The organism is Streptomyces sp. NPDC006283, from assembly GCF_040613325.1.
Classification (GTDB): domain Bacteria; phylum Actinomycetota; class Actinomycetes; order Streptomycetales; family Streptomycetaceae; genus Streptomyces.
The window spans coordinates 51,259-75,625 of sequence record NZ_JBEXRZ010000001.1 but is presented as its reverse complement, the minus strand read 5'-3'; the positions used below and the strand labels follow the sequence as shown (position 1 = coordinate 75,625).

General features: G+C 70.6%; 22 protein-coding genes and 1 pseudogene. 11 read left to right on the top strand and 12 right to left on the bottom strand.

Annotated elements, in window-relative coordinates; translation table 11 throughout:
• The first annotated feature begins 130 nt into the window (after positions 1-130).
• Positions 131-1,300: a xylose isomerase gene (gene xylA, locus ABZ070_RS00355; protein ID WP_356628344.1), complete on the top strand. Its 1,170-nt coding sequence runs from the start codon at positions 131-133 to the stop codon at positions 1,298-1,300.
• Positions 1,301-1,489: 189 nt separating this feature from the next.
• Here xylA and ABZ070_RS00350 read toward each other — a convergent pair whose 3' ends face one another.
• Positions 1,490-1,909, bottom strand: a complete 420-nt coding sequence (locus ABZ070_RS00350; RefSeq protein ID WP_356628239.1) for an ATP-binding protein — start codon at positions 1,907-1,909, stop codon at positions 1,490-1,492.
• 289 nt (positions 1,910-2,198) lie between these two features.
• Between ABZ070_RS00350 and ABZ070_RS00345 the strand changes: the two genes are divergently transcribed.
• The gene (locus tag ABZ070_RS00345; protein WP_356628237.1) at positions 2,199-4,997 is read left to right on the top strand and encodes a LuxR C-terminal-related transcriptional regulator; all 2,799 of its coding nucleotides are present in this window, start codon (positions 2,199-2,201) and stop codon (positions 4,995-4,997) included.
• A gap of 245 nt (positions 4,998-5,242) precedes the next feature.
• On the opposite strand, the gene ABZ070_RS00340 is transcribed toward ABZ070_RS00345, so the two are convergent.
• The 4 genes and pseudogenes from ABZ070_RS00340 to ABZ070_RS00325 all read right to left on the bottom strand — a co-directional run bounded on the left by ABZ070_RS00340 (position 5,243) and on the right by ABZ070_RS00325 (position 8,796).
• Complete coding sequence (locus tag ABZ070_RS00340; RefSeq protein WP_356628235.1) at positions 5,243-6,292, bottom strand: putative sulfate exporter family transporter; 1,050 nt, start codon at positions 6,290-6,292, stop codon at positions 5,243-5,245.
• Complete coding sequence (locus ABZ070_RS00335) at positions 6,292-6,873, bottom strand: cysteine dioxygenase family protein (protein WP_356628233.1); 582 nt, start codon at positions 6,871-6,873, stop codon at positions 6,292-6,294. The genes ABZ070_RS00340 and ABZ070_RS00335 overlap by 1 nt, the downstream gene beginning before the upstream one ends.
• Positions 6,874-6,984: 111 nt before the next feature.
• Positions 6,985-7,890, bottom strand: coding sequence for a LysR family transcriptional regulator (locus tag ABZ070_RS00330; RefSeq protein WP_356628231.1), 906 nt, complete (start codon positions 7,888-7,890; stop codon positions 6,985-6,987).
• A gap of 96 nt (positions 7,891-7,986) precedes the next feature.
• Positions 7,987-8,796: pseudogene (locus ABZ070_RS00325) on the bottom strand (SAM-dependent methyltransferase).
• A 318-nt stretch (positions 8,797-9,114) separates the two neighbouring features.
• Here ABZ070_RS00325 and ABZ070_RS00320 point away from each other — a divergent pair.
• The 3 genes from ABZ070_RS00320 to ABZ070_RS00310 all read left to right on the top strand — a co-directional run bounded on the left by ABZ070_RS00320 (position 9,115) and on the right by ABZ070_RS00310 (position 12,285).
• Positions 9,115-10,368, top strand: a complete 1,254-nt coding sequence (locus tag ABZ070_RS00320) for an SGNH/GDSL hydrolase family protein (RefSeq protein ID WP_356628229.1) — start codon at positions 9,115-9,117, stop codon at positions 10,366-10,368.
• 169 nt (positions 10,369-10,537) lie between these two features.
• On the top strand, positions 10,538-11,008 hold the full coding sequence (locus ABZ070_RS00315; RefSeq protein ID WP_356628227.1) for a TrkA C-terminal domain-containing protein: 471 nt from the start codon (positions 10,538-10,540) through the stop codon (positions 11,006-11,008).
• A gap of 2 nt (positions 11,009-11,010) precedes the next feature.
• Positions 11,011-12,285, top strand: a complete 1,275-nt coding sequence (locus ABZ070_RS00310) for a cation:proton antiporter (protein ID WP_356628342.1) — start codon at positions 11,011-11,013, stop codon at positions 12,283-12,285.
• Here the strand turns inward: ABZ070_RS00310 and ABZ070_RS00305 are convergent.
• The 6 genes from ABZ070_RS00305 to ABZ070_RS00280 all read right to left on the bottom strand — a co-directional run bounded on the left by ABZ070_RS00305 (position 12,282) and on the right by ABZ070_RS00280 (position 16,149).
• Positions 12,282-12,566 carry a hypothetical protein gene (locus ABZ070_RS00305; RefSeq protein WP_356628225.1) on the bottom strand — a complete coding sequence of 95 codons (285 nt, stop codon included), beginning with the start codon at positions 12,564-12,566 and terminating at the stop codon, positions 12,282-12,284. The two genes, ABZ070_RS00310 and ABZ070_RS00305, sit on opposite strands and share 4 nt — an antisense overlap.
• Positions 12,567-12,570: 4 nt before the next feature.
• Positions 12,571-12,717, bottom strand: a complete 147-nt coding sequence (locus ABZ070_RS00300) for a hypothetical protein (RefSeq protein ID WP_356628223.1) — start codon at positions 12,715-12,717, stop codon at positions 12,571-12,573.
• Positions 12,718-13,109: 392 nt separating this feature from the next.
• Positions 13,110-13,481, bottom strand: coding sequence for a hypothetical protein (locus ABZ070_RS00295; RefSeq protein WP_356628221.1), 372 nt, complete (start codon positions 13,479-13,481; stop codon positions 13,110-13,112).
• 100 nt (positions 13,482-13,581) lie between these two features.
• The gene (locus ABZ070_RS00290; RefSeq protein ID WP_356628219.1) at positions 13,582-14,229 is read right to left on the bottom strand and encodes a proteophosphoglycan 5; all 648 of its coding nucleotides are present in this window, start codon (positions 14,227-14,229) and stop codon (positions 13,582-13,584) included.
• Positions 14,230-14,432: 203 nt separating this feature from the next.
• The gene (locus ABZ070_RS00285; RefSeq protein WP_356628217.1) at positions 14,433-15,350 is read right to left on the bottom strand and encodes a MerR family transcriptional regulator; all 918 of its coding nucleotides are present in this window, start codon (positions 15,348-15,350) and stop codon (positions 14,433-14,435) included.
• A 385-nt stretch (positions 15,351-15,735) separates the two neighbouring features.
• Positions 15,736-16,149, bottom strand: a complete 414-nt coding sequence (locus tag ABZ070_RS00280) for a helix-turn-helix domain-containing protein (protein WP_356628215.1) — start codon at positions 16,147-16,149, stop codon at positions 15,736-15,738.
• Positions 16,150-16,254: 105 nt separating this feature from the next.
• Here ABZ070_RS00280 and ABZ070_RS00275 point away from each other — a divergent pair, with 105 nt between their 5' ends.
• Entirely contained in the window at positions 16,255-17,091 is an 837-nt protein-coding gene (locus tag ABZ070_RS00275; RefSeq protein ID WP_356628213.1) for an NAD(P)H-binding protein, read from the top strand.
• A 252-nt stretch (positions 17,092-17,343) separates the two neighbouring features.
• Here the strand turns inward: ABZ070_RS00275 and ABZ070_RS00270 are convergent, their stop codons facing one another.
• Positions 17,344-17,961 carry a hypothetical protein gene (locus ABZ070_RS00270; RefSeq protein ID WP_356628211.1) on the bottom strand — a complete coding sequence of 206 codons (618 nt, stop codon included), beginning with the start codon at positions 17,959-17,961 and terminating at the stop codon, positions 17,344-17,346.
• A gap of 174 nt (positions 17,962-18,135) precedes the next feature.
• On the opposite strand from ABZ070_RS00270, the gene ABZ070_RS00265 reads away from it, so the two are divergent.
• From ABZ070_RS00265 to ABZ070_RS00245, 5 genes are all read left to right on the top strand, one after another.
• Positions 18,136-18,531 (top strand): hypothetical protein, encoded by a 396-nt coding sequence (locus ABZ070_RS00265; RefSeq protein ID WP_356628209.1) that lies wholly within the window; start codon positions 18,136-18,138, stop codon positions 18,529-18,531.
• A 134-nt stretch (positions 18,532-18,665) separates the two neighbouring features.
• On the top strand, positions 18,666-19,112 hold the full coding sequence (locus ABZ070_RS00260) for an SseB family protein (RefSeq protein ID WP_356628207.1): 447 nt from the start codon (positions 18,666-18,668) through the stop codon (positions 19,110-19,112).
• The gene (locus tag ABZ070_RS00255) at positions 19,109-19,591 is read left to right on the top strand and encodes a hypothetical protein (RefSeq protein ID WP_356628205.1); all 483 of its coding nucleotides are present in this window, start codon (positions 19,109-19,111) and stop codon (positions 19,589-19,591) included. Before ABZ070_RS00260 ends, ABZ070_RS00255 begins: the two co-directional genes overlap by 4 nt.
• Positions 19,591-24,000, top strand: a complete 4,410-nt coding sequence (locus ABZ070_RS00250) for a putative T7SS-secreted protein (RefSeq protein ID WP_356628203.1) — start codon at positions 19,591-19,593, stop codon at positions 23,998-24,000. Before ABZ070_RS00255 ends, ABZ070_RS00250 begins: the two co-directional genes overlap by 1 nt.
• A gap of 2 nt (positions 24,001-24,002) precedes the next feature.
• Complete coding sequence (locus tag ABZ070_RS00245; protein WP_356628201.1) at positions 24,003-24,335, top strand: hypothetical protein; 333 nt, start codon at positions 24,003-24,005, stop codon at positions 24,333-24,335.
• Positions 24,336-24,367 lie beyond the last annotated feature (32 nt).

Below are 24,367 nucleotides of genomic sequence, written 5' to 3'. Positions count from 1 at the left end.
GCAAAACTACGCCACGGCGCTCGACGACAACAGACATGGAAGGGAGACCGGAGGTCTTCTGCGATCGGGCAGAGGCGTGCATGATTAGTAAGGACAGAAAACAAACCGAGGATCCAAGGCGGACATGGCCATGACGGAACGCTTCACCCCCACCCCGGAGGACAAGTTCAGCTTCGGCCTCTGGACGGTCGGCTGGCAGGGCCGGGACCCGTTCGGCGACGCGACGCGGCCCCACCTGGACCCCGCGGAGTCCGTCCGGCGGCTCGCGGAACTCGGCGCGTACGGTGTGACCTTTCACGACGACGACCTGATCCCCTTCGGGGCGAGCGAGACCGAGCGGGACGGACACATCAAGCGCTTCCGGCAGGCGCTCGACGCCGCCGGCCTGGTCGTCCCCATGGCCACGACCAACCTCTTCACGCACCCGGTCTTCAAGGACGGCGGCTTCACGGCCAACGACCGCGACGTGCGCCGCTACGCGCTGCGCAAGACCATCCGCAACATCGATCTGGCGGCCGAGCTCGGGGCGAGGACGTACGTCGCGTGGGGCGGACGCGAGGGCGCCGAGTCCGGCGCGGCGAAGGACGTGCGCGTCGCGCTGGACCGGATGAAGGAGGCCTTCGACCTGCTGGGCGAGTACGTCACGGAGCAGGGCTACGAGCTGCGCTTCGCGATCGAGCCCAAGCCCAACGAGCCGCGCGGCGACATCCTGCTGCCGACGGTCGGCCACGCGCTGGCGTTCATCGAGCGCCTGGAGCGGCCGGAGTTGTACGGCGTGAACCCGGAAGTGGGCCACGAGCAGATGGCCGGGCTCAACTTCCCCCACTCCATCGCCCAGGCACTGTGGGCGGGCAAGCTCTTCCACATCGACCTGAACGGCCAGAACGGCATCAAGTACGACCAGGACCTGCGCTTCGGCGCCGGCGATCTGCGGTCGGCGTTCTGGCTGGTCGACCTGCTGGAGACGGCGGGGTACGAGGGCCCGCGGCACTTCGACTTCAAGCCGCCGCGGACGGAGGACTTCGACGGCGTGTGGGAGTCGGCGGCGGGCTGCATGCGCAACTACCTGATCCTGAAGGAGCGTGCCGCGGCGTTCCGTGCCGACCCGGAGGTGCGGGAGGCGCTGAAGGCGTCACGCCTGGACGAGCTGGCGCGTCCGACGGCAGAGGACGGGCTGGCGGCGCTGCTGGCGGACCGGGCGGCGTTCGAGGACTTCGACGTGGACGCGGCGGCCGAGCGGGGCATGGCCTTCGAGCGCCTCGACCAGCTGGCGATGGACCACCTGCTCGCGGCCCGCTGAGTCCCTGTGCGGCTCACGCACCCGCGTTGCGCGATGCGTGCCGTTCCATCCCGCGGTCGGGACGGCACGCACGCCGGGTCGGGCATCTCCGCGGATGCGACGTCGTGCCTGCGCGCCTCGGGCACGCGGCATCACAGATCGTGCCCGCGGGGGCGCGGCCTCACAGATCGTGCCCGCCGGCGCGTGGACTTACAGGTGTGCGTCGAAGCCCGGCAGGGGATCGCACAGGACCGGCGGTGTGCCGTGCAGCGCTATCTCCGCCAGCACGACACTGCCCACTTCCATGCGGTGCGCCATGGTCCGCGTCGCGTACGCGTCGACCAGGCGCAGCCCCCTCCCGCAGGGCACGTCCGCGTCCAGTGGTTCCTGCCGGCGATTCACGCGGTGTTTCCAGCAGCCGCCGTCCATGACCTCGACCGTCAATGCCTCGCCCCGGACACTGATCACCGTGGACACCCAGGGACTCCCGCTGTGCAGGATCACATTGGTGACCAGTTCGGTGACGATGACGGACAGCGCCTCGTCGAAGTGATCGGCCAGTCGCCATCGGCGTGCGACTGCCCGGGCGAAGCGCCGCAGTGCGCGCGCGGCCTCCGGCGTAGCGGGCATGGCACAGTGTGCCAGGCTTCGCAGAGCGGAGGTGGGTCCCACCCGATGAGGGGCAGGACTCGGGGCACGTTCTATGGCGATCACTTGGGCTCCTGTTCGGTCGGGCGACCTCGCCCTGACTCAGGTCCAGCGGTCGGGAGTCCTTCTCTCACCGAGCCGTCGAAAGCCATGCAGATGTTCTGCGGCACCCCAACACTCGTATTCGGACACCAAGTGTTCAATCAGGGACACTGAAACCCGTATACGTAAAGAATCGAAATGCCTTGGAAACACCGAGGAGAGTGATTCGGTGGACACGCTGAGTGACGAGACAGCGGGTCGATGGCTGGGGCGGATGGTCTCGGACGCGTCCACCGGGGCCGGCATCGACGGATTCCGAGCGGACCAGCCCTCTCTGCTGTTGCTCGAGGGGGCGGCCGGAACGGGGAAGTCCCGGCTCGCGCAGCGGCTCGCCGAGGCCGCAGTCGCGGCGTCGATACGCTGTGTGATCGTCTCGTTCTCGGCGTTCGGGACGTCCGTCAGCCGGCCGCAGGCGCCCGCGACGCCCCCGCCGCAGCCGGAGCCGCCGACACCGCCGTCGGCCCAGGCCGATCTGCCGGGCGCCGTGTCGTCCCTCCTCGAACGGGGCGAACGGTTCCTGCTCGTCGCGGAGGACGTGCACCACGCCGACCGCGCCGCCCTCGATCTGCTGCGCAGGCTCCTGGACCGGCCGCCGACGGGCCTCGCCGCCGTCCTGACGTACCGCCCCGAGGAACTCCGCGAGCCCGGCCTCGCACTGGGCCGCGGCGCGCACTTCCCCTCCTGCCTGTCCGTACTCCGCGTGCGGCTCGGCCCGTTGGACGCACACCAGGTCCGCCGGCTCGTCGAGGAGGGGCTGGGCGAAAGCAGTTGTCCGTCCGAACTGATATCCCGGCTCCTCGAGCGTTCCGGCGGCATCCCGCAGATCGTCATCGATGTGGTGCGGCTGCTGCGCGAGTCCGGCAACGGACGGGAGCACTACTCGCTCAGGGAGCTGGACGCGGCAGGCGTGCCGCCTCGTCTCGCCGAGCTGGCCCTCGCCCGCACCGCCGCACTCAAGGAGCACGCCAAGGCCGTCGTGTGGGCGGCCGCCGTACTCGACGAGCCGGTGGAGGCCGAGGAGCTCTCCGCGGTGGCCGGTCTGGACGGCGGTGCGGGCGATCGGGCCCTGGTGGAGGCGCTGCGCACGGGCGTCCTGCGGGAGGTCGACGAGGGCCGGTACGGATTCTTCGTGCCCATGGCGGCGACGGCGGTCTACGCGGAGGTCCCCGGGCCTGTGCGTCGCGAGATGCACCGCCGGGCGGCGACCGCTCTCGGCCGCCGGCACCCGGTGCCGTGGGTGCCCCTCGCCCGCCACCGCCGTCATGGGGGCCAGGTGAAGGCGTGGCTGCGGGCGGTGGAGCAGGGGGCGCTCCAATGCGCGGAGGCCGGAGACCACCAGGCCGCGGTCGACCTGCTGGAACACACGCTGTCCCGGCCGACCGTGCCGCCCGCCGCCCGCGCCCGGCTCGCGCCACTGCTGGCGCACAGCGCGGTGCTGGGGCTGCGCAGCGACCAGACGGTGTCGGTGCTGCGGCAGATCCTCGACGAGCAGACACTGCCGGCCGCCGTGCGCGGCCAGATCCGCCTCGACCTGGGGCTATTGCTCTGCAACCAGGCGGTCGCGGGCATGCAGGGCTGGCTGGAGCTCCAGCAGGCGGTGGAGGAGCTCCACGAGCGGCCGCTCATGGCGGCCAGGGCCATGGCGGCGCTCGCGATGCCGCTGCTGTCGTCGGTCCCCCTGGAACGGAACCTGTACTGGCTGGAGCGCGCGGAGAAGGCAGGCGCGAACAGCGGCGACGAGGAGGCCCGTACGGCCGTCGCCGCCAACCGCGCGGGAACACTGATGTACATCGGCGATCCGGCCGCATGGCAGGTGCTGGAGCAACTGCCGAGGGACACCGACGATCCCGCCTGCCGTCAGCATGTCGCCCGCGGTCTGTGCAACGCGGCGGACGGCGCGCTGTGGCTGGGCCAGCTGGGCCCCGCCCGCGGGCTGCTCGCGGAGGGCATCGAGATGGCGACGCGCAGTGGCGCCTCGTACGTCGAGCAGGGCGCGCGTGGCACGGCGCTGCTCCTCGACTGGGCGGAGGGCAACTGGTCGGACCTGACCACGAGGGCTCGCGCGTACGTGGCGGAGGCCGAGACGATGCCGGGCCAGGGCCTCGACGGCCGGACGGTCCTCGGGCTGATGGCTCTGTCCCGGGGCGAGTGGCAGCAGGCGACGGCCTGGCTGGCCGGCGAGGGCGCGCGGGAGACGGACGGCTCGGCCGTCCCGCACGCGGCTGCCGCCTCCGGCGCCCTGATCCGCATGGCGCTGGTCCGGGACGACATCGAGTCCGCGGTGGCCGAGGCGTCGGTGGCCTGGGACCGGGTCCGTGACAAGGGCGTGTGGGTGTGGGCGGCCGAGCTGGCGCCGTGGGCGGTCGACGCGACCCTGCGCGCGGGACGGCCCGACACGGCGCGGAGGATGACCGACGAGTACGCGGCGGGTCTCGAGGGACGCCAGGCGCCCGCGTCGGCGGCGGCGCTGAGCTGGTGCCGTGCGCTGCTCGCGGAGGCGCAGGGCGACCATCGCACGGCGGCGGACCTGTTCCGCCGGGCGGCCCTCGTCCATGCGGGGCTGCCGCGTCCGTACGCCACCGTCCTGGCCACGGAGGGAGTGGCGCGCTGCCAGTTGGCGTCCGGGACCGACACGGCTGCCGCGGTCGCGGAACTCACCTCGTGCGTCGAGCAGTTGACCGAACTCGGCGCCGTCTGGGACGCGGCGCGCATCCGGGCCGAGATGCGCGCGCACCAGCCGGCGGACGAGCAGCGGCCGCGTGGCCGCCCCAGCTACGGGGACCAGCTGTCGCCGCGCGAGCAGGAGGTCGCGGACCTGGCGGCGACGGGTCTCACCAACCGCGAGATCGCGGCGACACTGCACCTGTCGCCGCGCACGGTGGAGCAGCATGTGGCCCGGGCCAGGCGGAAGCTCGAGTCGCAGTCCCGGCAGAATCTCGTACGGGCGCGCAACCAGCGCCAGGAGTGAGTGGCCGAGGAGGCCGACAGCCGGTCGGGCCTCCGGGGTCAGGGGCCCGCAGCGATTCTTTGCGTATAGGTAAATCGCCGGTCCGTATAGGCAGCGCCCGTCCGGCGGCCCTAGTTTCCTCGGCGTGCCCGGGTGTGCCGGGATGCCGACCGATCGCACCGCACCCCCACAGCGGCCGCCGTCGTGACGCCATGGGAGTCCCGGCCCCGGGCACCACTGAACCTGCCGGCCCCGCACCACCGCGCTCATTGCGCCAACAGCACCACTCCGGCGTACGACGCGCCCGCGACGACCAGCCATGCGGACAGTCCCAGTGCCGCGACGCGAGCACCGGTGCGGGCGAGCGACGGCACGTGCACCGCGCTGCCCAGGCCGAACAGGGCGGCGGCGAGCAGGAGTTCCTGTGCCGTGTGCGCCGCGTCGAGCACTGCGGAGGGCAGCAGGCCCGTGCTGCGGACGGCGACCGCGGCGAGGAAGCCCACGACGAAGAGCGGCACCAGCGGTACCCGTGCCCTGCCTGATCCTCCGGACCCTGTCGCCTTCCTCCTGCGCCGTACGGAAAGCGCCACGGCGGCGACCAGGGGCGCGAGCAGCGCCACCCGCATCAGTTTGACGAGCACGGCTTCGCCCAGTGCCTCGCCTCCGGCGGTCTGCGCGGTGGCGACGACCTGGCCGACGTCGTGCACGCTCGCGCCGACCCAGCGGCCGAACTCGGCGTCGGCGAGGCCCAAGGGCCCCTGCAGCAAGGGCAGTACGCCGATGGCGAGCGTCCCGCAGAGCGTGACCAGCGCCACCGAGAGGGCTGTGTCCCGTTCGTCGCTGTCCCGCGCCTCGCCGACAGCGCCGATGGCCGACGCGCCGCAGATCGCGTAGCCGGTGGCGATGAGGAGAGGCTGGTCGCCGGGGAGTCCGAGACGCCGGCCGAGCCACCATGTTCCGGCGAGGGTCGCCGTCACGACGCCGAGGACCATCGCGACAGTGGCCCAGCCGAGGCCGCGTACGTCGTCGAGGCTCAGTTTCAGCCCGAGGAGCACGATGCCGACCCGCATCAGCCGCCTCGCCGCGTACGACAGGCCCGGACGCGCCACTCCCTTCACGACCGGCCGTGTCCGGGGCAGGTGCGCGGCCACGACACCGAGCACGACGGCGGCGGTGAGCATCGGCACGCCGGGCAGCAGCCGGTGGACGGACCAGGCGACGGCGACGCCGAGTGCGGCGAGCGCGAGCCCGTGGCGCCGCGAGGCGCTGGGCGCGACGCCGGGCCGGGTGGCGGGCCGCTCCCTCAGGAGAGCCATCAGCGGTCGGCCGGTAGTTCGTAGACGCGGCGCACGCTGGTGCCGAGCCGGGATATGTCGGCGCCGTAGACGTGCAACGAGACGGCCGCGGAGGGCCCGTCGTTCCAGACGCGATGGATGTCGCCCGGCGGGGCGAAGCCACAGAACTCGCCCTGCCGGTTGACGACGTCCCCGGTGGCGACGAGCCGCGCGGTGCCGGCGTTCCCGACGGCCGGGACGAGCCGGTAGCGCCGCTCGTGCTCCTGGCCTTCGTGCACGCCGGTGGTGCACCAGGAGACGTGGTCGTGCACGGTGGTTCCCTGCCTGGGAAGCCAGACGAGGGCGACGACGGAGAAACTGCCGTCGTGCTCGGCGTGCAGGAGGTGCTGACGGTAGCGGGCGGGATCGCTTTCGCGCTGTTCGTCGGTGAGCAGGTCGTCGGCGCCCAGGTGCGGCGCGAGACGCTCCCCCACCAGGTACGCCGTCAATTCCGGTGGCAGGCCCCGGCCGACGGTCTCCCGTATGCCGGCGATCAGCGCGTCCAGGCGGTCGGTGGTACGGGCGGCGGTGTAGGCGCTCCGGGCGGCCGAGGCTTGGGTCATACGGGCAGCGTCGGACCGGGTGGCAACGGCGTCCAACGACGGTTTCTTCGCACCCTCCAAGCCGTGTTTATGGATGCGATGCGTGTTTTGTGTACGGGTGCGAGGGAGCGGTCAGCAGCCTGTCTTGTTCGCTGCGACGGCCCGCAGCTCGTCCAGCACGAGCGCCGTCGCCGGGATGCGCAGATGTTCCCGCAGGACGTACGCGGAGATCTTGCGCCGCGACGCCGGCTGCAGCGGGCGGCCGGCGACCTTGGCATGGCGCATGAAGTTCAGCACGAGCGACGGGATCATGGCGATGCCGAGCCCTTCGGCGACCAGACTCTGCACGGCGAGGTTGTCGTCGGTCATGAAGGCGATGTCGGGAACGAAGCCCACCTCCGCGCACTCGTGCAGCAGATTGGCGCGGCAGCGCGGGCATCCCGCTATCCAGCGCTCGCCGGCGAGATCGGCGAGCCTCACGACCCGCCGGCGTGCCAGGGGGTGCCCACCCGGCAGCAGCACGGTCAGCTGGTCCTCGAGCAGCGGTATCTCCACCAGCTCGTCCGGCACCTCCTCGTGCAGGCCGGGATAGGTGAAGGCGAGCGAGATGTCGCACTCTCCCCGCGCCAGGCGTTGCAGCGACTCGGGCGGTTCGTTCTCCAGCAGGTCGACGCGGATGGCGGGGTGGGCGGCCGTGAGCCGGGCCAGCGTCTCCGGGACGAGGGTGGAGTTGGCGCTGGGGAACGCGCAGATCCGGACCCGCCCCGCGCGCAGCCGGGTGAGGGCGTTGATCTGCTCCTGGGCGGCCGACATGGAGTCGAGGATGGCCGTGGCCTGCCGGGACAGCGCCTCTCCGGCCTCGGTGAGCCGCATGCCCCGGCCGACGCGGATGAACAGGGGCGTGCCGACGTCCCGTTCGAGGGCCTTCATCTGCTGCGTGATCGCCGGCTGGGTGTAGCCGAGGACGCGAGCGGCGGCCGAGTACGAGCCGGTCCTGACCACTTCGTGGAACGTCTTGATGTGCCGGGAATCGAACACCGGCGCATCATATCCGGCGAGCCATGGGCAGCGTTTCGGGGCGAACCATAAGCAGAAGTTGGGGACCGCGCCCTGCGGCGAAGGCCCCTCGTCCGGTTACGGCTTGCGGGCCACACCGCCGTACAGCGAGATCACCGCGTCCTCGTCGACCGCCTCGTCGACGGCGAGCTCGGGGTGCCAGTCGGTCAGCTGGACGAGCCCGGGCGCCACGAACTCGAGCCCCTCGAAGAAGCGGGCGATCTCCGCGCGGGTGCGCGGGGCGAGGGTCACCCCGCCTGCCGCGTACATCTCCACGCCGCGATGGACGGCGACGGGGTCGAAGTCGGCGGTGAGCTGCGAGAGGACGAGATAACTGCCGGAGGGGAGGGTGCCGACGAGGGGCGACCAGGTCCTCCGGGTGGTCGTCGGCACCCAGGAAGTGCGTCAGCGCCACAGCGAGAGGGCGACCGGCTGAGTGAGGTCGAGGCTCTTGCGAGCCTGCTCGAGGATCCGCTCGGGGTCGCGCACGTCGGCCTGGAGGTAGTCGGTGATGCCCACGGGGGTGCTGCGCAGCAGCGCCTCTGCGTGGGTGAGCACGATGGGGTCGTTGTCGGTGTAGACGACGCGGCACTCGGGCGCGGCGGCCTGCGCGATCTGGTGCAGGTTGGGCTCGGTCGGGATGCCGGTGCCGATGTCGAGGTACTGCCGGACACCGGCGCTGCCCGCCAGCCAGCGGGTGACGCGCTGCATGAACCAGCGGTTCGTCCGCGCGACGTGCTGGGCCGTCCCGTCGACGCCCATGATGTGCCTGCCGAGCTGTTCGTCGACCGGGTAGTTGTCCTTGCCGCCCAGGAACCAGTCGTAGACCCGGGCCGGGTGCGGCCTGGTGGTGTCGATCCGCGCGGCAGCCGGCTCGGTCCCCGTCATTCGGCGCTCTCCCTCGATGCTCGACGTCCGGTGCGGTGTCGCGCCTCCGGTCCCCCGCGGGACGGAGGCACACATGATCCTCGCAGGACGGCCCCTGTGCGGCAATCAACTTCCGGCTTGCGCAGGGGATTTGACGGAGTGACAGGGTCTGGACACGGAGCGCTCCGCGCGAGTCAATGCACAAGAGTCACGTCACCCGCCACATGCGCCCGGATCGCATCGGAGGTCACACGGAGCATGCTCAGATCCTGGTTACGCCCGCCCCTGTCGGCTCTGTCGGTCCGGTCGGTCCTCCGCAGGACACTCGCCGCGGCCGTCGTGACAGCAACCGCCGTGACGGGGACGGTTCTTGCCACCGCGACGGCCCACGCGTCGCCCACCGCGACCGCGTCGCCCGCGTCCTCTGCCTCCTCCAAAGCGTCTGCCGCCTCCTCGTCGTCCGGTGCCGGCTCGCGCGGCACATCGCAAGTTGTCTCCTGGGCCGCAAGCGCCGACCGACTCGGCACGGCCGCGCAGGACCGTACGTACCGCCTCGTCGTCCGCACCAGCGTCGGCGGCTACGGAGTCCGCGTCCGTCTCTCCAATGCCTTCGGCGAGCAGCCGGTCACCTTCGGCCGGGCCCACGCGGGCCTGCGCGCGTCCGGCGCCGCGCTCGTACCGGGCAGCAACCGGCCGTTGACCTTCGGCGGCTCCCCCTCGGTCACCGTCCCGGCCGGCGGATCGGTCTACAGCGACCCGCTGCGCGGCACGATCCGCCCGCAGTCCGACCTGGTCGTCAGCGTGTACGTACAGCGGGCGGCCGGCACCGCCACCGGCCACCGCATGGCGCTGCAGACCTCGTACGTCGCGCCCGTCGGCGACCACTCCGCCGACGAGTCCGCCACCTCGTACACCCAGACGGTCGGCTCCTGGTTCTACCTCGACGCCGTGGTCGTCGATGCCCGGCGCGGCATCGGCGCCGTGGCCGCGCTCGGTGACTCCATCACCGACGGAGCCTCCTCCACGGCCGGCACCAACCGCCGGTGGCCCGACTTCCTCGCCCGCCGCCTCCAGGACGATCCTCGCTCGCGCATCAAAGGCGTCGCCAACGAAGGCATTTCCGGCAACAAGGTGCTGAGCGACGGCTCGGGCGTCAGCGCGATCAAGCGTCTCGACCGGGACGTGCTCTCCCAGCGGGGCGTGCGCACGGTGATCCTTTTCGAGGGTGTCAACGACATCAAGGCCACCCCGGCTCCGACCGCCGCCCAAATGATCACCGGCTACCGCCAGATCATCGACCGGGCACATGCGGCAGGGGTGTGCGTGGTGGGGGCGACCGTCATGCCCTACGAAGGGTGGCGGGAGTGGACTCCTGCCGGCGAGGCGGTCCGGCAGGAGGTCAACGCCTTCATCAGGAACAGCGGCGCCTTCGACGAGGTCGTCGACTTCGACGCGGCCGTCCGGGACCCGGAGCGCACGTCGCGAATGCTGCCCGCGTACGACGGAGGCGATCATCTGCACCCGAACGACGCGGGGATGGAACTGACGGCAGGCACGGTGAGGGCGGGCCAACTGCACTGCTCGAGGGGGTGACGTCCGCGCACGTGGCCCCACCCGTGCGCGCCGTCCGGCTCGCCCGGTGGTTCCCGGCCCTCTCTCCTTCCCGGGCCGGGACCGCGCGACCTCCGTAGACTGATCGCACTCCCCGCAAAGCGGCTCAACCGTGTCTCCTCCCTCAGGGGAGACGCTCCGGGAGGCGATCATGACAACCCGTCGCACCCCGCTGCCGGGAGTCGGTACCCAGTACGACTTCGCCACCGAGAGCGGCCATCACCTGTCGGTCGTGCTCCACAACGACGGCCGTCGATTCCTCGGCTTCTACGCCGCCGACGATCCCGACGCCTGTCTGCTCTCCGTCCCGCTGGAGCCGGAGGAGGCCACGGCGCTCGCCCATCTCCTCGACCCGGCTCCGCTCGACGCCGTGCGCACCGACGGCATCGATCTCGTCACCGAGCACATTCAGCTCGGGGCGCGGTCGCCTTACTCCGGACGGCTGCTCGGCGACACCGGGGCCCGTACCCGCACCGGCGCCTCGATCGTCGCGGTGCTGCGCCGTACCGGGGCGTACCCGTCGCCAGGGCCCGGTTTCCGGTTCGCCACGGGCGACACGCTCGTCGCGGTGGGCACCCGCGAGGGGGTCGACGCCCTCGCCGAGATCATCGCCGGGGGGTGACCGTGCACAAGACGACGATGCTGCTGATCGAGCTCGGCGCGATCCTGCTCGGGCTGGGCCTCATCGGCCGCTTCGCGGGGCGCCTCGGCCTCTCGCCGGTGCCGCTCTACCTGGTCGCCGGGCTCGCCTTCGGCTCCGGCGGGCTGCTGCCGCTGAGCGCGAGCGGCGACTTCGTGGCCGCCGGCGCGGACATCGGCGTCATCCTGCTGCTCCTCATGCTCGGCCTCGAGTACAGCGCGTCCGAACTGGTCGGCAGCCTGCGTACCCACTACCCCTCCGGCATCGTCGACTTCGTCCTCAACGCCCTGCCCGGGGCGGGAGCCGCGCTGCTGCTGGGCTGGGGGCCGGTGGGCGCGGTCGCGCTCGGCGGCGTCACATGGATCTCCTCCTCCGGTGTCATCGCCAAGGTCCTCACGGACCTCGGCCGTCTGGGCAATCGCGAGACACCGGTCGTCCTCGGCATCCTCGTCATCGAGGACCTGTCCATGGCCATCTATCTCCCGCTGCTGACGGCCCTGCTCGCCGGACTGGGACTCGCCGGTGCCGGTGTCGCGCTGCTGATCTCCCTGGGCACGGTCGGAGTCGTGCTGTACGTGGCACTGCGCCACGGTCGTCTGATCAGCCGAGCGGTCTCCTCCGACAACCCGGAGATGCTGCTTCTGGTCGTCCTCGGACTCACGCTGCTGGTGGCGGGCGTGGCGCAGGAGCTTCAGGTCTCAGCGGCCGTCGGTGCGTTCCTGGTCGGCATCGCGCTCTCGGGCGAGGTCGCGGAAGGCGCTCGCAAGCTGCTTGCTCCGCTGCGCGACCTGTTCGCCGCGGTGTTCTTCGTCTTCTTCGGCCTGTCGACCGATCCCACCAGGATCCCTCCGGTCCTGCTCCCGGCGCTGGCACTCGTCGTCGTCACGACACTCACCAAGATCGCCGCGGGCTGGTACGCGGCACGACGCGCGGCCATCGGCCCGCGTGGCCGCTGGCGGGCGGGCGGGACGCTGGTCGCCCGCGGCGAGTTCTCGATCGTCATCGCGGGGCTGGCCGCCGGTGCCGAACCGAGAATCGGGCCGCTGGCGGCTGCGTACGTCCTGATTCTGGTGTTCGTCGGCCCGCTGACGACACGCTGGACGGAGCCACTGTGCTCACGCCTTCGTCGCCGCTCGCCGCCGTTGCCCGACCGGGCTGCGGCCCCGGCCCCGGCATCGCCGCCGGGCGGGACCCACGAGCAGATCACGCCCTGGACGGGCGGCCGGCGACCGGAACGGGGCGGCCCGGGCGGCCCCTAAGGCCTGCCGTCCGAACCACCGGTGCGGCGGGAACGGGGGCGGAGACTGCGGAGGTCGCGCACGAGCACATGGACGGCGCTCGTGACGACGAGCACGCCGAGCCCCACCCAGAACGGCGACGCGCCCTCCCGGTACTCGTACACGGCGCCGATGAGCAGCATCGAGGCGGCGAAGACGCCGAGCGCCGAGATCAGGGTGCTGATGCGATTGACCACCCGCCCATCCTGTACGACCGCCCGAATCGCGCCGACGCCGGGGCGGGCCTGCTGGGAGACGGCCATGGGTCTACGAGACGTCCGTGGGGTTCGGTGCGGGTTCGGATGCTCCGTGCTCTCGGTCCTCCCGGGGAGGAAAGACGAGGTCTTCCCACGCCTGCATCGCGAACAGCAGCACCATCATCACCAGCGGTACGCACAGAGCTATCACAACCACGAGACCTCCCTGAGGACACCCGGTGGCTCCACGGCGGATCGCGGTGCAGTGGCGAAGAGGGCACGCCCTCCGCCCGTGGCTGCGTGACCTGGCCTTCTTGTCGACGGCCAGTCTCAGTGTGCGGCCGAACGGGCTAACGCGCACGGTGAACCGCCACCTGAGCGGCGCAACCGAGCACCACCTCCCAGGACGCTCGCCTTGTGGCCGGCCGCCACGTCGCCCTGACCGGCGTCCGGGCAGTTGTCGGCCCCCCTGCCGGTCGCGCGCGGCTGCCTGCCCGACCGGCGGCCGCCGGTCAGGGTAGGAGCGCCTGCCCGCGACCGACGGAACGGCCCGTGCCGGACGCGACGGAACGGCCCGTGCGGGACGCGGCGAAGCTGCGGCGCGGTGGCTCAGCGATCGGAGTAGCTGAAGTCGCCGACGGTCCAGCCGCTGACGTCCTTGATCGCCACCCGGTACATCCCGCCCGTCTCCGGGATCCCGATGCTGCCTTGCAGGATCCGGGCCACGTGGAAGTGGAGATGCGTGGGCCGCTCCCCGCGGTCAGCCCCTCCCCCCGCCCGGTCGGTGAAGACGCTGGAGAACGGACCGAGACGGGCCGAATCCTCCAGGACCTCCGACACACGCTGCTTCCACACGGCTTCGGGAGCCAGCCGTCCGGTGATGACGGTGCCGCCGGTCACCACAGTCAGGGACATCTGGTTGCTCTGCTCCGACTCCACCTTGGCGGCGAGCTCAACCAGCAGTTCGTCGATGTTCGACATAAAAGCCGATCCTATTCGCCGACCGCGCTCGTCTGGACGTGCGCCACCGAAAACGTACCCGCCGTCGCGTCGCCAGGTGGCCGTTGCCGTTGCCGTTGCCCTAGGGGGCCACGCCGTTGCGACCGCCTTCCCTGAACGCCCTGGCCGCCGCGACGCCCGCCGCAGGATCCCAGCCCCCGGTGCCTATGACTGCCGTCATGAGCTCCTCGTCGACCGCGCCGTCGGCCGCGATCAGCGCGTCGACGGCCTCACACGTCGCCTCCGCCTCCCGCCCGGGCGCCTCCTTGCTGTAGGCGAGGAGGATCTCGCGGGTGCGCTCCTCGGTGAGCGCCGGCAGCCCGACGCTCGTGAAGCCGTCGTCGACGTCATAGGCTGCGCGCCGCCACAGGGTGCCGTCGAAGCCGTAGACGAAGCCGACCCACTGCTCCAGCCGTCGTGCCTGCCGTACGGGAGGGGCCCACCAGTCGGGGGTGCCGGCCAGAAGGTCCGTCTCCTCCTCCTGGAAGTATTCGGCCGCCTCGGCGTAGTACGTCTCGGAGTACTCGTGGTCATGGCCCAGCAACACCACGCGGCCGTCCCCGAGATGGTGAAGCTCCACCCAGTTCCCACCCGAGTCGTCGTAGTGCCACCGCTCCCCGTCCGCGTAGCAGGTGCCGGTCCGGCCGCGCGCCGCGCAGATCGCGGCGACTGCCGCCCACCGCCCGCGCAGCACTGCCGGCGTCGGCAGATCGAGTGTCACCATTCCCATGGTTCTCCCCCGTCGTGATGCATCGGCTGACTCCTTCGGAGCATAGGACCGAGCACTGACAGCCCTTGTCTCCGGCCGTCAGCGACGACGTGAGCGACGAGAGGGCGACGACGTGAGCGAGCGTGGCCACGCAGTCGGAGTCCTGCCGCCACCCGAAGCGCCACGCTCCGGCCCCCGGCCGGACAACCGCAGTCCCGCAGGCCTCAGGCGGCCGATCGGGCGGCCTGGATGTCCAGGGCGGCGCAGAGCCAGTCGTGTGCGGCGCCGGGCGTCGGCTGCGCCGAACCGGATACTTCGGCGGTGAGTTCCCAGTAGCAGTCGATACGAGGATCCATGGCGAGCTGACCGCTGAGCATGCGGCGGAAGTCCGGAGTGTCGCGGGTGCCGTGCGAGCCGGCGTAGGCGGAGACGAAACAGTCGAGTGCTTCGCCTTCGTGCGGCGGCCGCTGCGCGAGCAGTTGCGCCCCCGCCAGCTCGTAGGCCTCGCCGAGACCGTCGTAGAGGACGGCCGGGCGATAGCCCTTGTCGGTCTGGTGGGCGGCGGGCTGGCAGACTTCGCCGCCGTCGCAGCCGCCGGTGACGAGAGCGTGCAGCCGGGCGAAGGCCAGTACCTGAGCGGGATTCGGATCGGCGGGTGGTTGCGGAACCGCCTGCTCGATGACGGCAGCCGCCAGCCGGGCCGGAAGCCGTGCGGGCAGCCAGCGTCGCCAGAATCGGGCCAGAGCAGCCGTGCTCGGCGGGGCGGTCACGGCGCCGATCAGGCGCAGCCGGTCCGCGCGTTCCGAGGGGGTGCAGTCCTGGAGCAGTTGGAGGGCCGCTTCCCGCCAGCGCAGGGCGGCCATCTGTGTGCCGAGCTCCCTCAACTGCCCGGCGACGACGTCCTCCAGCGCTCCCTCGTGCTCGAGGACCCGCCCGACGTCCGGCACCGGCAGATCGAGGGTTCGCAGGGATCGGATCAGGCGCAACCGGTCGAGCGCCTCGGGGCCGTACCTGCGGTGGCCCCCGGAACTGCGGGCCGCTTCGGGCAGCAGACCGCGATCGGAGTAGAAGCGGACGGTCTTGACGGTGACGCCGGCGTGTTCGGCGAGCTCTCCGATGCTCCATGTGCCATCAGGGGACAAGGCTTGAACCTCCCTCAGGGGGAATTCCTACCGTACCGGCGACGACCGGCGGCCCGTGCGGCCGGCCCGTGCGAACCCCGAGTGACGAGGAGATCTTCATGACGGCATCGGTCCTGATGCCGGGCGCCCCGACGGCCGGGTCTGGAAGGAGGTGGCGACCGGCTGCGGGAGTCGGGGGCGAAGGCGTACCCCGTCACGCTCACGGGGATGGGCGACCGTCGCCATTTCGCCGGACCCGGCACGGACTTGGAGACGCACATCAAACGATCTCGGGTGCAGCTGATCGACCGGATCGACGAGCCGCAGGTGGCCGGGCCGTCCTCCACCTCGGGCCGGCGGCGGCCTGTGGCGGGCGCTCCTTGCGGCGGCGAGCTTCCGCGTGCGCTCAATTGCGGCGGCGGCCGTCCGTTTCCTTTCTCGCGTCGTAGTCCGCCCGGGCCTCTTCCACCGTGCTCAGGTGCTCCGCAGCCCATGTGGCCAGCGTGGCGAACAGCGGCGCAAGGCTTCCGCCCAGTTCGCTGATCTCGTACTCCACCCTCGGCGGAACCTCGGCGTAGTACGTGCGCACCACGAGCCCGTCGCGCTCCAACTGCCGAAGCCGCTGCGTCAGTACCTTCGGTGTGATCGTGACGAGGCGGCGTTCCAGCTCCACGAACCGCTGGCGGCCGTACTCGTGGAGCGCCCACAGGATCGGTGTCGTCCAGCGGCTGAAGACGATGTCCACCACAGGCGCGATCGGGCACGCCTGCTCCGGGTCCGCCCCCGCACGACTCCCCTGCCCCAGTGTGCTGTCGGTCACAACTGCCCCCTGTCCCCACTACTTTCCTCTAGGTACCTACTATCCCTGCGCCGGTAGCTTCCTTCACGTCCACAGCGGACAGTGAACGTGACAACAGGAGCGAACATGATCGTGGTGACAGGAGCGACAGGCAACGTCGGGCAGCCGCTCGTCCGTGCGCTCGCGGAGGCCGGGGAGGAGGTGACCACAATCTCCCGAACGCCCCAAGAGCCGAGGAAAGCTGGTGCACCGACAGGTACGCAGCACCGACAGGCCGACCTGACCGATACGGCAGGGCTCAAGACCGCTTTCGAAGGCGCCGAAGCGCTGTTCCTTCTTCTCACCGGCGAGTGGCTGGCGGCCGGTGGCGACCCCAGCGGCATCCTCGACGCCGCACGCAGCGCCGGCGTCCGGCGCATCGTCCACCTGTCGTCGCAGGGCGTGGGGACGCATCGCCACTCGTCCCACATCGAGGACGCGATCAAGCGGTCCGGGCTCGAGTGGACCATGCTGCGGCCGGGCGGCTTCAGCTCCAACACCTTCCAGTGGGCCGAGTCGATCCGGACACAGCGCACGGTCACGGCACCGTTCGCCGACGTCGCACTGCCGCTCATCGACCCGTCCGACATCGCAGAGGCGGCGGCCGTGACACTGCGGGAGACCGGGCACGGCTCCAAGACGTACGAACTGACCGGCCCGGCACCCGTGTCCCCCCGGCAGCAGACCGCCGCGATCGCCGAAGCGCTGGGCGAGCCGGTGCGGTTCGTCGAGCAGAGCCACGAAGAAGCCCGAACGCAGATGCTGCGGTTCATGCCCGAGCCGGTGGTCGATGCGACCCTCGGGATCCTCGGCACCCCGTCGCCCGCCGAGCAGCGCGTGAGCCCGGACGCCGAGCATCTCCTCGGCCGCCCGCCGCGCACGTTCGCCGCATGGGCCGCACGGAACACGGCTGCCTTCAGATAACAGGTGCCGTCGGGCCGTCTCGCCGACATCGGTTGTCAGTGGCCGCACGTACGGTCTGTTGTGCGGAAGGGCATGCCACCGCCCGCTCGGACCGGACAGGAGGGTGCCGCGTACCATGGCCGTGGCCGGTGGCAGACAGAAGTACGGTTTACGGCGCACCGAGACGGTCTGGCACGGGGAGAACGAGCACCTCATGCTGGTGCTCGGCGAGGACCGCTGACGGATCCTGGATCTCCGACGCGATGACGCAGATCAGCGGTCGGACACCAAGCTCGCGTTCCTGTCCCGCAGGATGTAACCGCCGTCGACGACGGCCATGTCGGCAGCAGGTGCCATGCACCTGGTCAGCAGGGGCGCGCCCTTGGCCGTCGCCCCTGACAACCCCACGCGGGCCTCCCCGTTCCTGGGGACGTGGAAGCTCAGCCCCATGCGGGTGTTCGGGTCCAGGTGCGTCTGCCACGGGTGGCTCGGGCTGGTACGGATCAACCGGCCGGTCACCGTCGCGGTGGGCCCACCGGTGGTGAGGCAGTCGACCTCGAAGTCGCCCCAGTAGTCACGGCCGTCGACGACATGGGAGATGCGGAAGGTGCCCCAGGAGCGGGTGGGGATGCTGCCCAGGTCGAAGGTCGAGCGGGCGTCGACGGTGACGCGCACTTCCTCCCCGGCGACCTCGTAGCCCAGCCGCGCTTGCCCTTTGAGGGCGGAGGCCGAAGTGACCGCCGGAGCGCCGTGCGCGGCTTCGGGCGCGGGCAGGGCGATCGCGGTGGGAGTGGGTGCGGACTCGGATGCGGGTGCCGCGACGGCGACGGGGGCGGCGACCGCCGCGACGAGGGCGAGGACGGCGGCGGCGCGCAGTGCCTGCTTCAGCATGGTGGGGCTCCGATCCGGGTGTGGGACGACCATGCGTCGATCCTCGCCAACGCCCAAATGCCCAGGGATCCTCCGCAGGTCGCGACCGCCTCCGCCGCGCGGGCGAGGAGGCTTTGCCCCTTCGGGCTCGCCGCCTGACGCGTTCACCGCGCCCGGTTGCCGCATGCTTGAACGGTGCTCGTCGAACTCGTCAAAGTCGCAAAGTTCCCCTGGAGCCCCTGGCTCGCCCAGATACGCACCCCGTACGGCAGCACGGCAGTGCGCTGGCGCGGTGATCCCGCAGCGGAGCCGGGAGAAGTCCACGTCGAGTGGACCGTCGACGAGGACTTCCGCTGGGGGCAGAACGCCAAACCGGCCGCCGCATCCGGACCGGACATCCGGGCCGGTGGGCACTGCGTCATCCTGCAGGGTCTGTTGAGCGTCGAGGAGGACGGCGCCACGGTCATGGACCTCGGCGGGTCGCTGATTTTGCTGGACATCACCGGCCCACTGCCCGAGAACGCCTCCGGTGCGTGGATCGAGCTCTGGGTCGAGCGCGAGAAGATCAGTCTGTACCCGTACGTGCTGTGACCGGGAGGCGGCGCTGTCGAGGCTGTCGGCGATCCGGTTGCCGTAGCCCTGCTCGGCCAGGCAGTTCGGCCAGGCAGTGGGGACCGGTACGGAGTGCGCGCCAACTGCACGGCACAGTCACGATTATGGCTCGTTTGCGCCAGAACATGCCACGTGTGATCATCTTTGGCATGAACACGGGTGGGGGCGCCTGGCAGTCGGGCGGCCGGACGACGCTGGCCGATCTGCTGCGGCAAGAGGCGACGGCGAGCATGTCGGAAGCCGAGAAGCTCGCGGCCGCGCGTGCGACGCGCCTGTACTTCCAACGACCCGAACAGCCAGGTTTTCTGATCTCGGAGACCGAGACCGGACCGGTGGTGCCGCTTTTCACGTCGGTGAAGCACCTGGCGCTGTTCGCCGGCGCGTGCCCATGGGCCTCCACCACTGTCGCGGACATCCTGGAACTCCTCCCCGAAGGCGTCCGCGCGCTGGTCGACCCACTCGGTGAGCGGCCCTTCCTGCTGACTGCGGACGCGCTGCGCGATCCCGCGGCCGCCGGTGACCGCAACCGACCCGACGACCAGGAAGAAGCAGGCGTTTGACCAGTCATGACGCCATGAACGGCCGCCAAAGTGGTGACGGTTTGAAGCCCGGCGAGGGTTACGCGGTCGAGACGGCATCCGTCCGGAAGATGATCGACCCGTTGGAAGAGTCGGTGGTCGCAGCACGCAACGTCAAGGACCACAAGGACAGGCTTGTCACGCACCTCCAGGGCAATGCGACCTTCGAGATCCTCGACTCCGGCAAGGGCTTCCTGTCGGCCTGGGGCTTCGGTATGGGTCAAGTCGCCGACCACGCCACCGAGGTGGCGGCACGGCTCCACGAGGTGGTCGCCGCCTACATGCTCGCCGAGTTGCTGGGCGTCAAGAACTTTTCCCCGACACCGGACAACATCTCCAAGCTCCCCGTCGGCGATGCCGGTAAGTGGACCTGGGAGAACGTCGGCAAACCCACGTTCGACCCTCCTAAGCAGTTTCTGCAGGAGGAGTGGCCGCCGGACCCCACAGAGGTGAGCGCGTAATGCAGGACGACAGGCCCGCACCGGAGCGGATTCCGGCCGGCTGCAAGCCCAAGGACCTGATCTACGGCGATCCGGACAAGGTCGACGACCTGGTCATCGAACTCCGCGCGTATGCCGGCGCCTTCGACGACGGCCAAGGGCAGCTTCAGGTACTGACGTTCAAAGAGTGGTCGGGGGAAGGCGCGAGCGCCTTCGAGGAGGCGACCGAGAGCCTCCCCAAGGAGCTCAGCTCGGCCAACAAGCATTTTCTTCTCGCCGCCTCCGCCCTCGACGCCTACGCCGACAAGCTTCGCTCCGTACAGAAACGCTGCACGCCGATCATCGAGGATGCCGACGAGGCCCGGGCGGCGTCCAAGCGGCACTGGGAGGACGTCGAGAAGTACAACGCCGCCCTGGAGCGTGGCGACGACCCGCTGCCCGAACGCCCTCCGGAGAGCGACCCCGGCGCCACCGCCATGCTGAAGTGCATAGGACGGCTCGACAAGCTCATCGAAGAGCTGCAGACAGTCGTCGACGACTCGCAGCGCAAACTCAACAAGAGTGCCAAGGAGGCTCCGGACAAGCCCAAGGGGTGGGCGGCCGCGAAAGAGAACGCGGGTGACGTCTGGGGTGGTTTCAAGGACGGCGTCGACAGCCTCTTCGGCATCGTGGAACCGCTCAGCGACGGCGACGTCAACGGCTTCGCCATGCAACTCGCAGGCATGGCCGACGGAGCGGCCTACGCCGCACAGAACCCGAAGGAGTTCGCCAAGGCAGTCGCCAACTGGGACGAGTGGTCGCGGAACCCGTGGCGCGCCGCCGGCCAGCTGACCCCCGACCTCCTGCTGGCCCTCGCCACAGGCGGCGGTGGCGCACTCGTGCGCGGCGGCAGCGCGGCCAAGAACGCTCTCAAGCGCCTGACCGACCGCCAGAAGGCTCTCAGCCGCGACGGCAGCGCCGGAGACCGGGCGGACGGCGACCCGGAGAAGCACGACAAGTGCGGCAGCGACAAGTGCACCACCGGCGAGCCGATCGACGTGGCGACCGGCGAGATGGTCATCTCCGCCACCGATGTCTCGCTCCCCGGAGCCCTGCCCCTCGTTCTCGGACGCAGCTATGTGTCCGGGCACACCTGCGGAGGGTGGTTCGGCCGTACCTGGGCCGCGACCCTCGACCAACGCCTGGAAATGGACGACAAGGGCGTCGTCTTCGTCGCCGACGACGGCATGCTGCTGCGGTACCCCGTCCCACGCCCCGATGTGGAGACCTTTCCCGTCAGCGGCCCGCGGTGGCCGCTGAATTGGGACGGGAAGCCGGGCGGCGCCATGACCATCCGCATGCCCGAGCGTGACCGGACCCTCCACTTCGCGCCTCTGCCCGTGGCCGACGCGACCGAACTCGCCCTCTGTGCCGTCACCGACCGCAACGATCACCGCATCACCGTGGAGTACAGCCCCGAGGGGCTTCCCACGGAGATCGCACACTCCGGCGGGTACCGCATCGCCGTCGACACCGATCCGGCCAAGCTGCGCGTCACCGGCCTGCGGCTCCTCGGCACCGGCACCAACGATCGTGGCGTGACGCTGGTCTCCTTCGTCTACAACGCCGCCGGTGACCTTACGGAGGCCGTCAACTCCACGGGGGAGGCCCTGCGCTACACGTACGACGCCGAACACCGCATCACCGCCTGGGCCGACCGCAACGGCACCAAGTTCGGCTACGTGTACGACCGGCACGGTCGCGTCCTGCGGACCGTCGGCTCGGACGGCATGATGACAGGCCGCCTCCACTACGACGACGCTGCCCGCACCACGGTGTACACCGACTCGCTCGGCCACCGGACCACCTACGTCTACAACGAGGCGTTCAAAGTGGTCGCGGTGACCGACCCGCTCGGCAACACCACACACACGGAGTGGGACGAGACCAACCGGCTTCGTCTCTCCGTGACCGACCCGCTCGGCAACACGACCCGCTACACGTACGACGACTCCGGTGAACTCCGGTGCGTGGGGCGCCCGGACGGCACGGCCGGGTCTGCCGTGTACAACGACCTGGGCCTGCCGGTGGAGGTACGGGAGCCGGACGGCGCGCTCTGGCGGTACACATACGACGCCCGCGGCAATCGCACGTCGACCACCGACCCTGCGGGTGCCCGAACCCGATACGCGTACGACGGCCGCGGTCATCTGAGCGCCGTCACCGACGCGCTGGGCCACACGACCGTCATCGCCGCGAACGAGGCCGGTCTCCCCATGGCGGTCACCGACCCGCTCGGGCACACCACGTCCGTTCGCCGCGGCCCGCACGGGCGCATCACGGCGATGACCGATCCGCTCGGCAACACCACCAGGCAAGGCTGGACCATCGACGGCAGGCCGGCCTGGCGGGAACGCCCGGACGGCAAGCGGGAGACCTGGGCGTGGGACGGGGAGGGCAACCTCGTTGAACACACCGACTTCGCCGGAAACACCACACGGCACTCCCACACGCACTTCGACCTGCCCGCCGCCCGCACCGAATCGGACGGCGCACAGTACACATTCGCCTACGACACAGAGCTGCGCCTGACGCAGGTCACCAACCCCCAGGGCCTGACCTGGAGCTACGAGTACGATCCGGCCGGCCGTCTTACATCAGAAACCGACTTCAACGGCCGGCTCCTCCGCTACACCTACGACGCCGCCGGACGCCTGGCCTCCCGTACCAACGGCGCGGGCGAGACGCTCCGCTTCACCCGGAACGCCCTCGGACAGGCCACGACCACGCGCGCCGACGACGGCACCGAGACCGTCCACACCTACGACACCGTGGGTCGCCTGATCAAAGCCGCCAACCCGGACGTCGAGATCCTCCGCGAGTACGACGCCGTCGGCCGTCTGGTGGCAGAGTCGGTGGACGGCCGCACCAGCGCTTACACCTATGACGTGCGGGGCCACCGCACCTCACGCCGCACGCCCGTCGGCGCGAGGTCCGAGTGGACCTACGACGCCGAAGGCCGCCCCGCCGGACTGACGACCGCCGGCAACCGGTTCGACTTCGCTTACGACGCGGCCGGCCGGGAGATCTCCCGCACCTTCGGCGACGCCGTCGCCCTCACGCAGGGCTGGGACTCCGTCGACCGCCTCACGACCCAGTCGCTCACCGGGCGTCCGGAGGCCGGCCCCAGTCTGCTCCAGCACCGCGCCTACGGCTACCGGGCGGACGACCACGTCACCGAGATCCGGGAGCTGACCAGCGGAACACGGCGCTTCGACCTCGATCCGACCGGTCGGGTCGTCGCTGTCCACGCTCACGGCTGGACCGAGAGGTACGCCTATGACAACCTCGGCAACCTCGCCCACGCCACCACCCCCGGGCATCCCTCGGCCGGCGACCGCGATTTCAGCGGAACACTGATCCGCCGCGCCGGGCGGACGGTGTACGAGCACGACACCCAGGGCCGCCTCGTCCGCCGCACGCGCAAGCTCCTGAACGGGCAGCAGCGCACGTGGACCTTCACATGGAACGCCGAAGACCGTCTCACGGACGCGACCACACCCGAGGGCGACCACTGGCAGTACAGCTACGACCCGCTGGGTCGCCGCACCGCAAAACACCGTCTCGCCGCGGACGGCACCGTCGCGGAACGCATCACCTTCACGTGGGACGGCACCCGCCTCGCCGAGCAGGCCACACAGGACGGTCGTACGACCACCTGGGACTACGCCCCGGGCACGCATCGCCCCCTGGCCCAGGTCGACCGCGACACCCTGACGGGTGGCGAAGCACGCTTCCACGCGGTCATCACGGACGTCGTCGGTACCCCCACGGAGCTGGTGACACCCGACGGCCGCATAGCCTGGCAGCACCGCACCACCGTGTGGGGCACGGACCTGCCGACACCGCCCGGCTCGGCATCGGTCGGCTGCCCTCTCCGCTTTCCGGGCCAGTACCGCGATCCGGAAACCGGCCTCAACTACAACTGCTTCCGCTACTACGACGATGAAGTCGCCGGCTATGTATCGGCCGACCCGCTGGGCTTGAGCGCCGCACCCAACCATCATGCGTTCGTACCCAACCCCTTCGGCTGGTTGGACCCGCTCGGCCTGAAATGCCTCGACCCCGACGACCAGGTACGTCATGACTCCGCCCGTGACACGGCCGTCGACGGCGACGGCAATATGATGGGAGAGGAAGACAGCCCCGGCGTCAGAATGGTCGACGAGGTGCAGCTGGAGAGAATTCGCCTGGACCTGCACGCCAAGCTGGGCGAGCCCGAAGTCAAGCCCACTCCCAAGGGAAACATCGAGGTGTGGCAGCTGTCGGACGACCCGAAGGCGACCGTCACCTATCGGCCCTTCAGCAAATCCGGTGGCGCAACCATTGACTACAACGATGTGGACGGCCTGGACATGAAGCGCTTCCACATTCCGCAGCACGGGGACTGAGCATGGTGAACCAGGATGCATACCGCCGCGAGCTGAGTTATCTGACTCAGTACGCCGAGGACGACTGGCTCGGATTCTCAGTGATCAGCGGATCCGTGGGCGGCCTGCTCGGACGCGGCGCCTCGTTCCAGGAACAACTGACTCTGCTCCTGCGGATCGTCGGCGACCTGTACGACGCCGGAGCGCGAGCGGGCGATCTGACGGAGTCGACGGCGGAGCCTTTCCTGCCCTGGCCGCTGGAGAAGACCGAGGCCCTGACGCGCATCGCGTCACAGGTCGAGCAGAATTCCCGGCTGCCCGACTCCGGTGACATCTGCTGGTTCACGGTGCCGTGACGCGGGGCCGTAGCCATCGGCCGGTCTTCGCC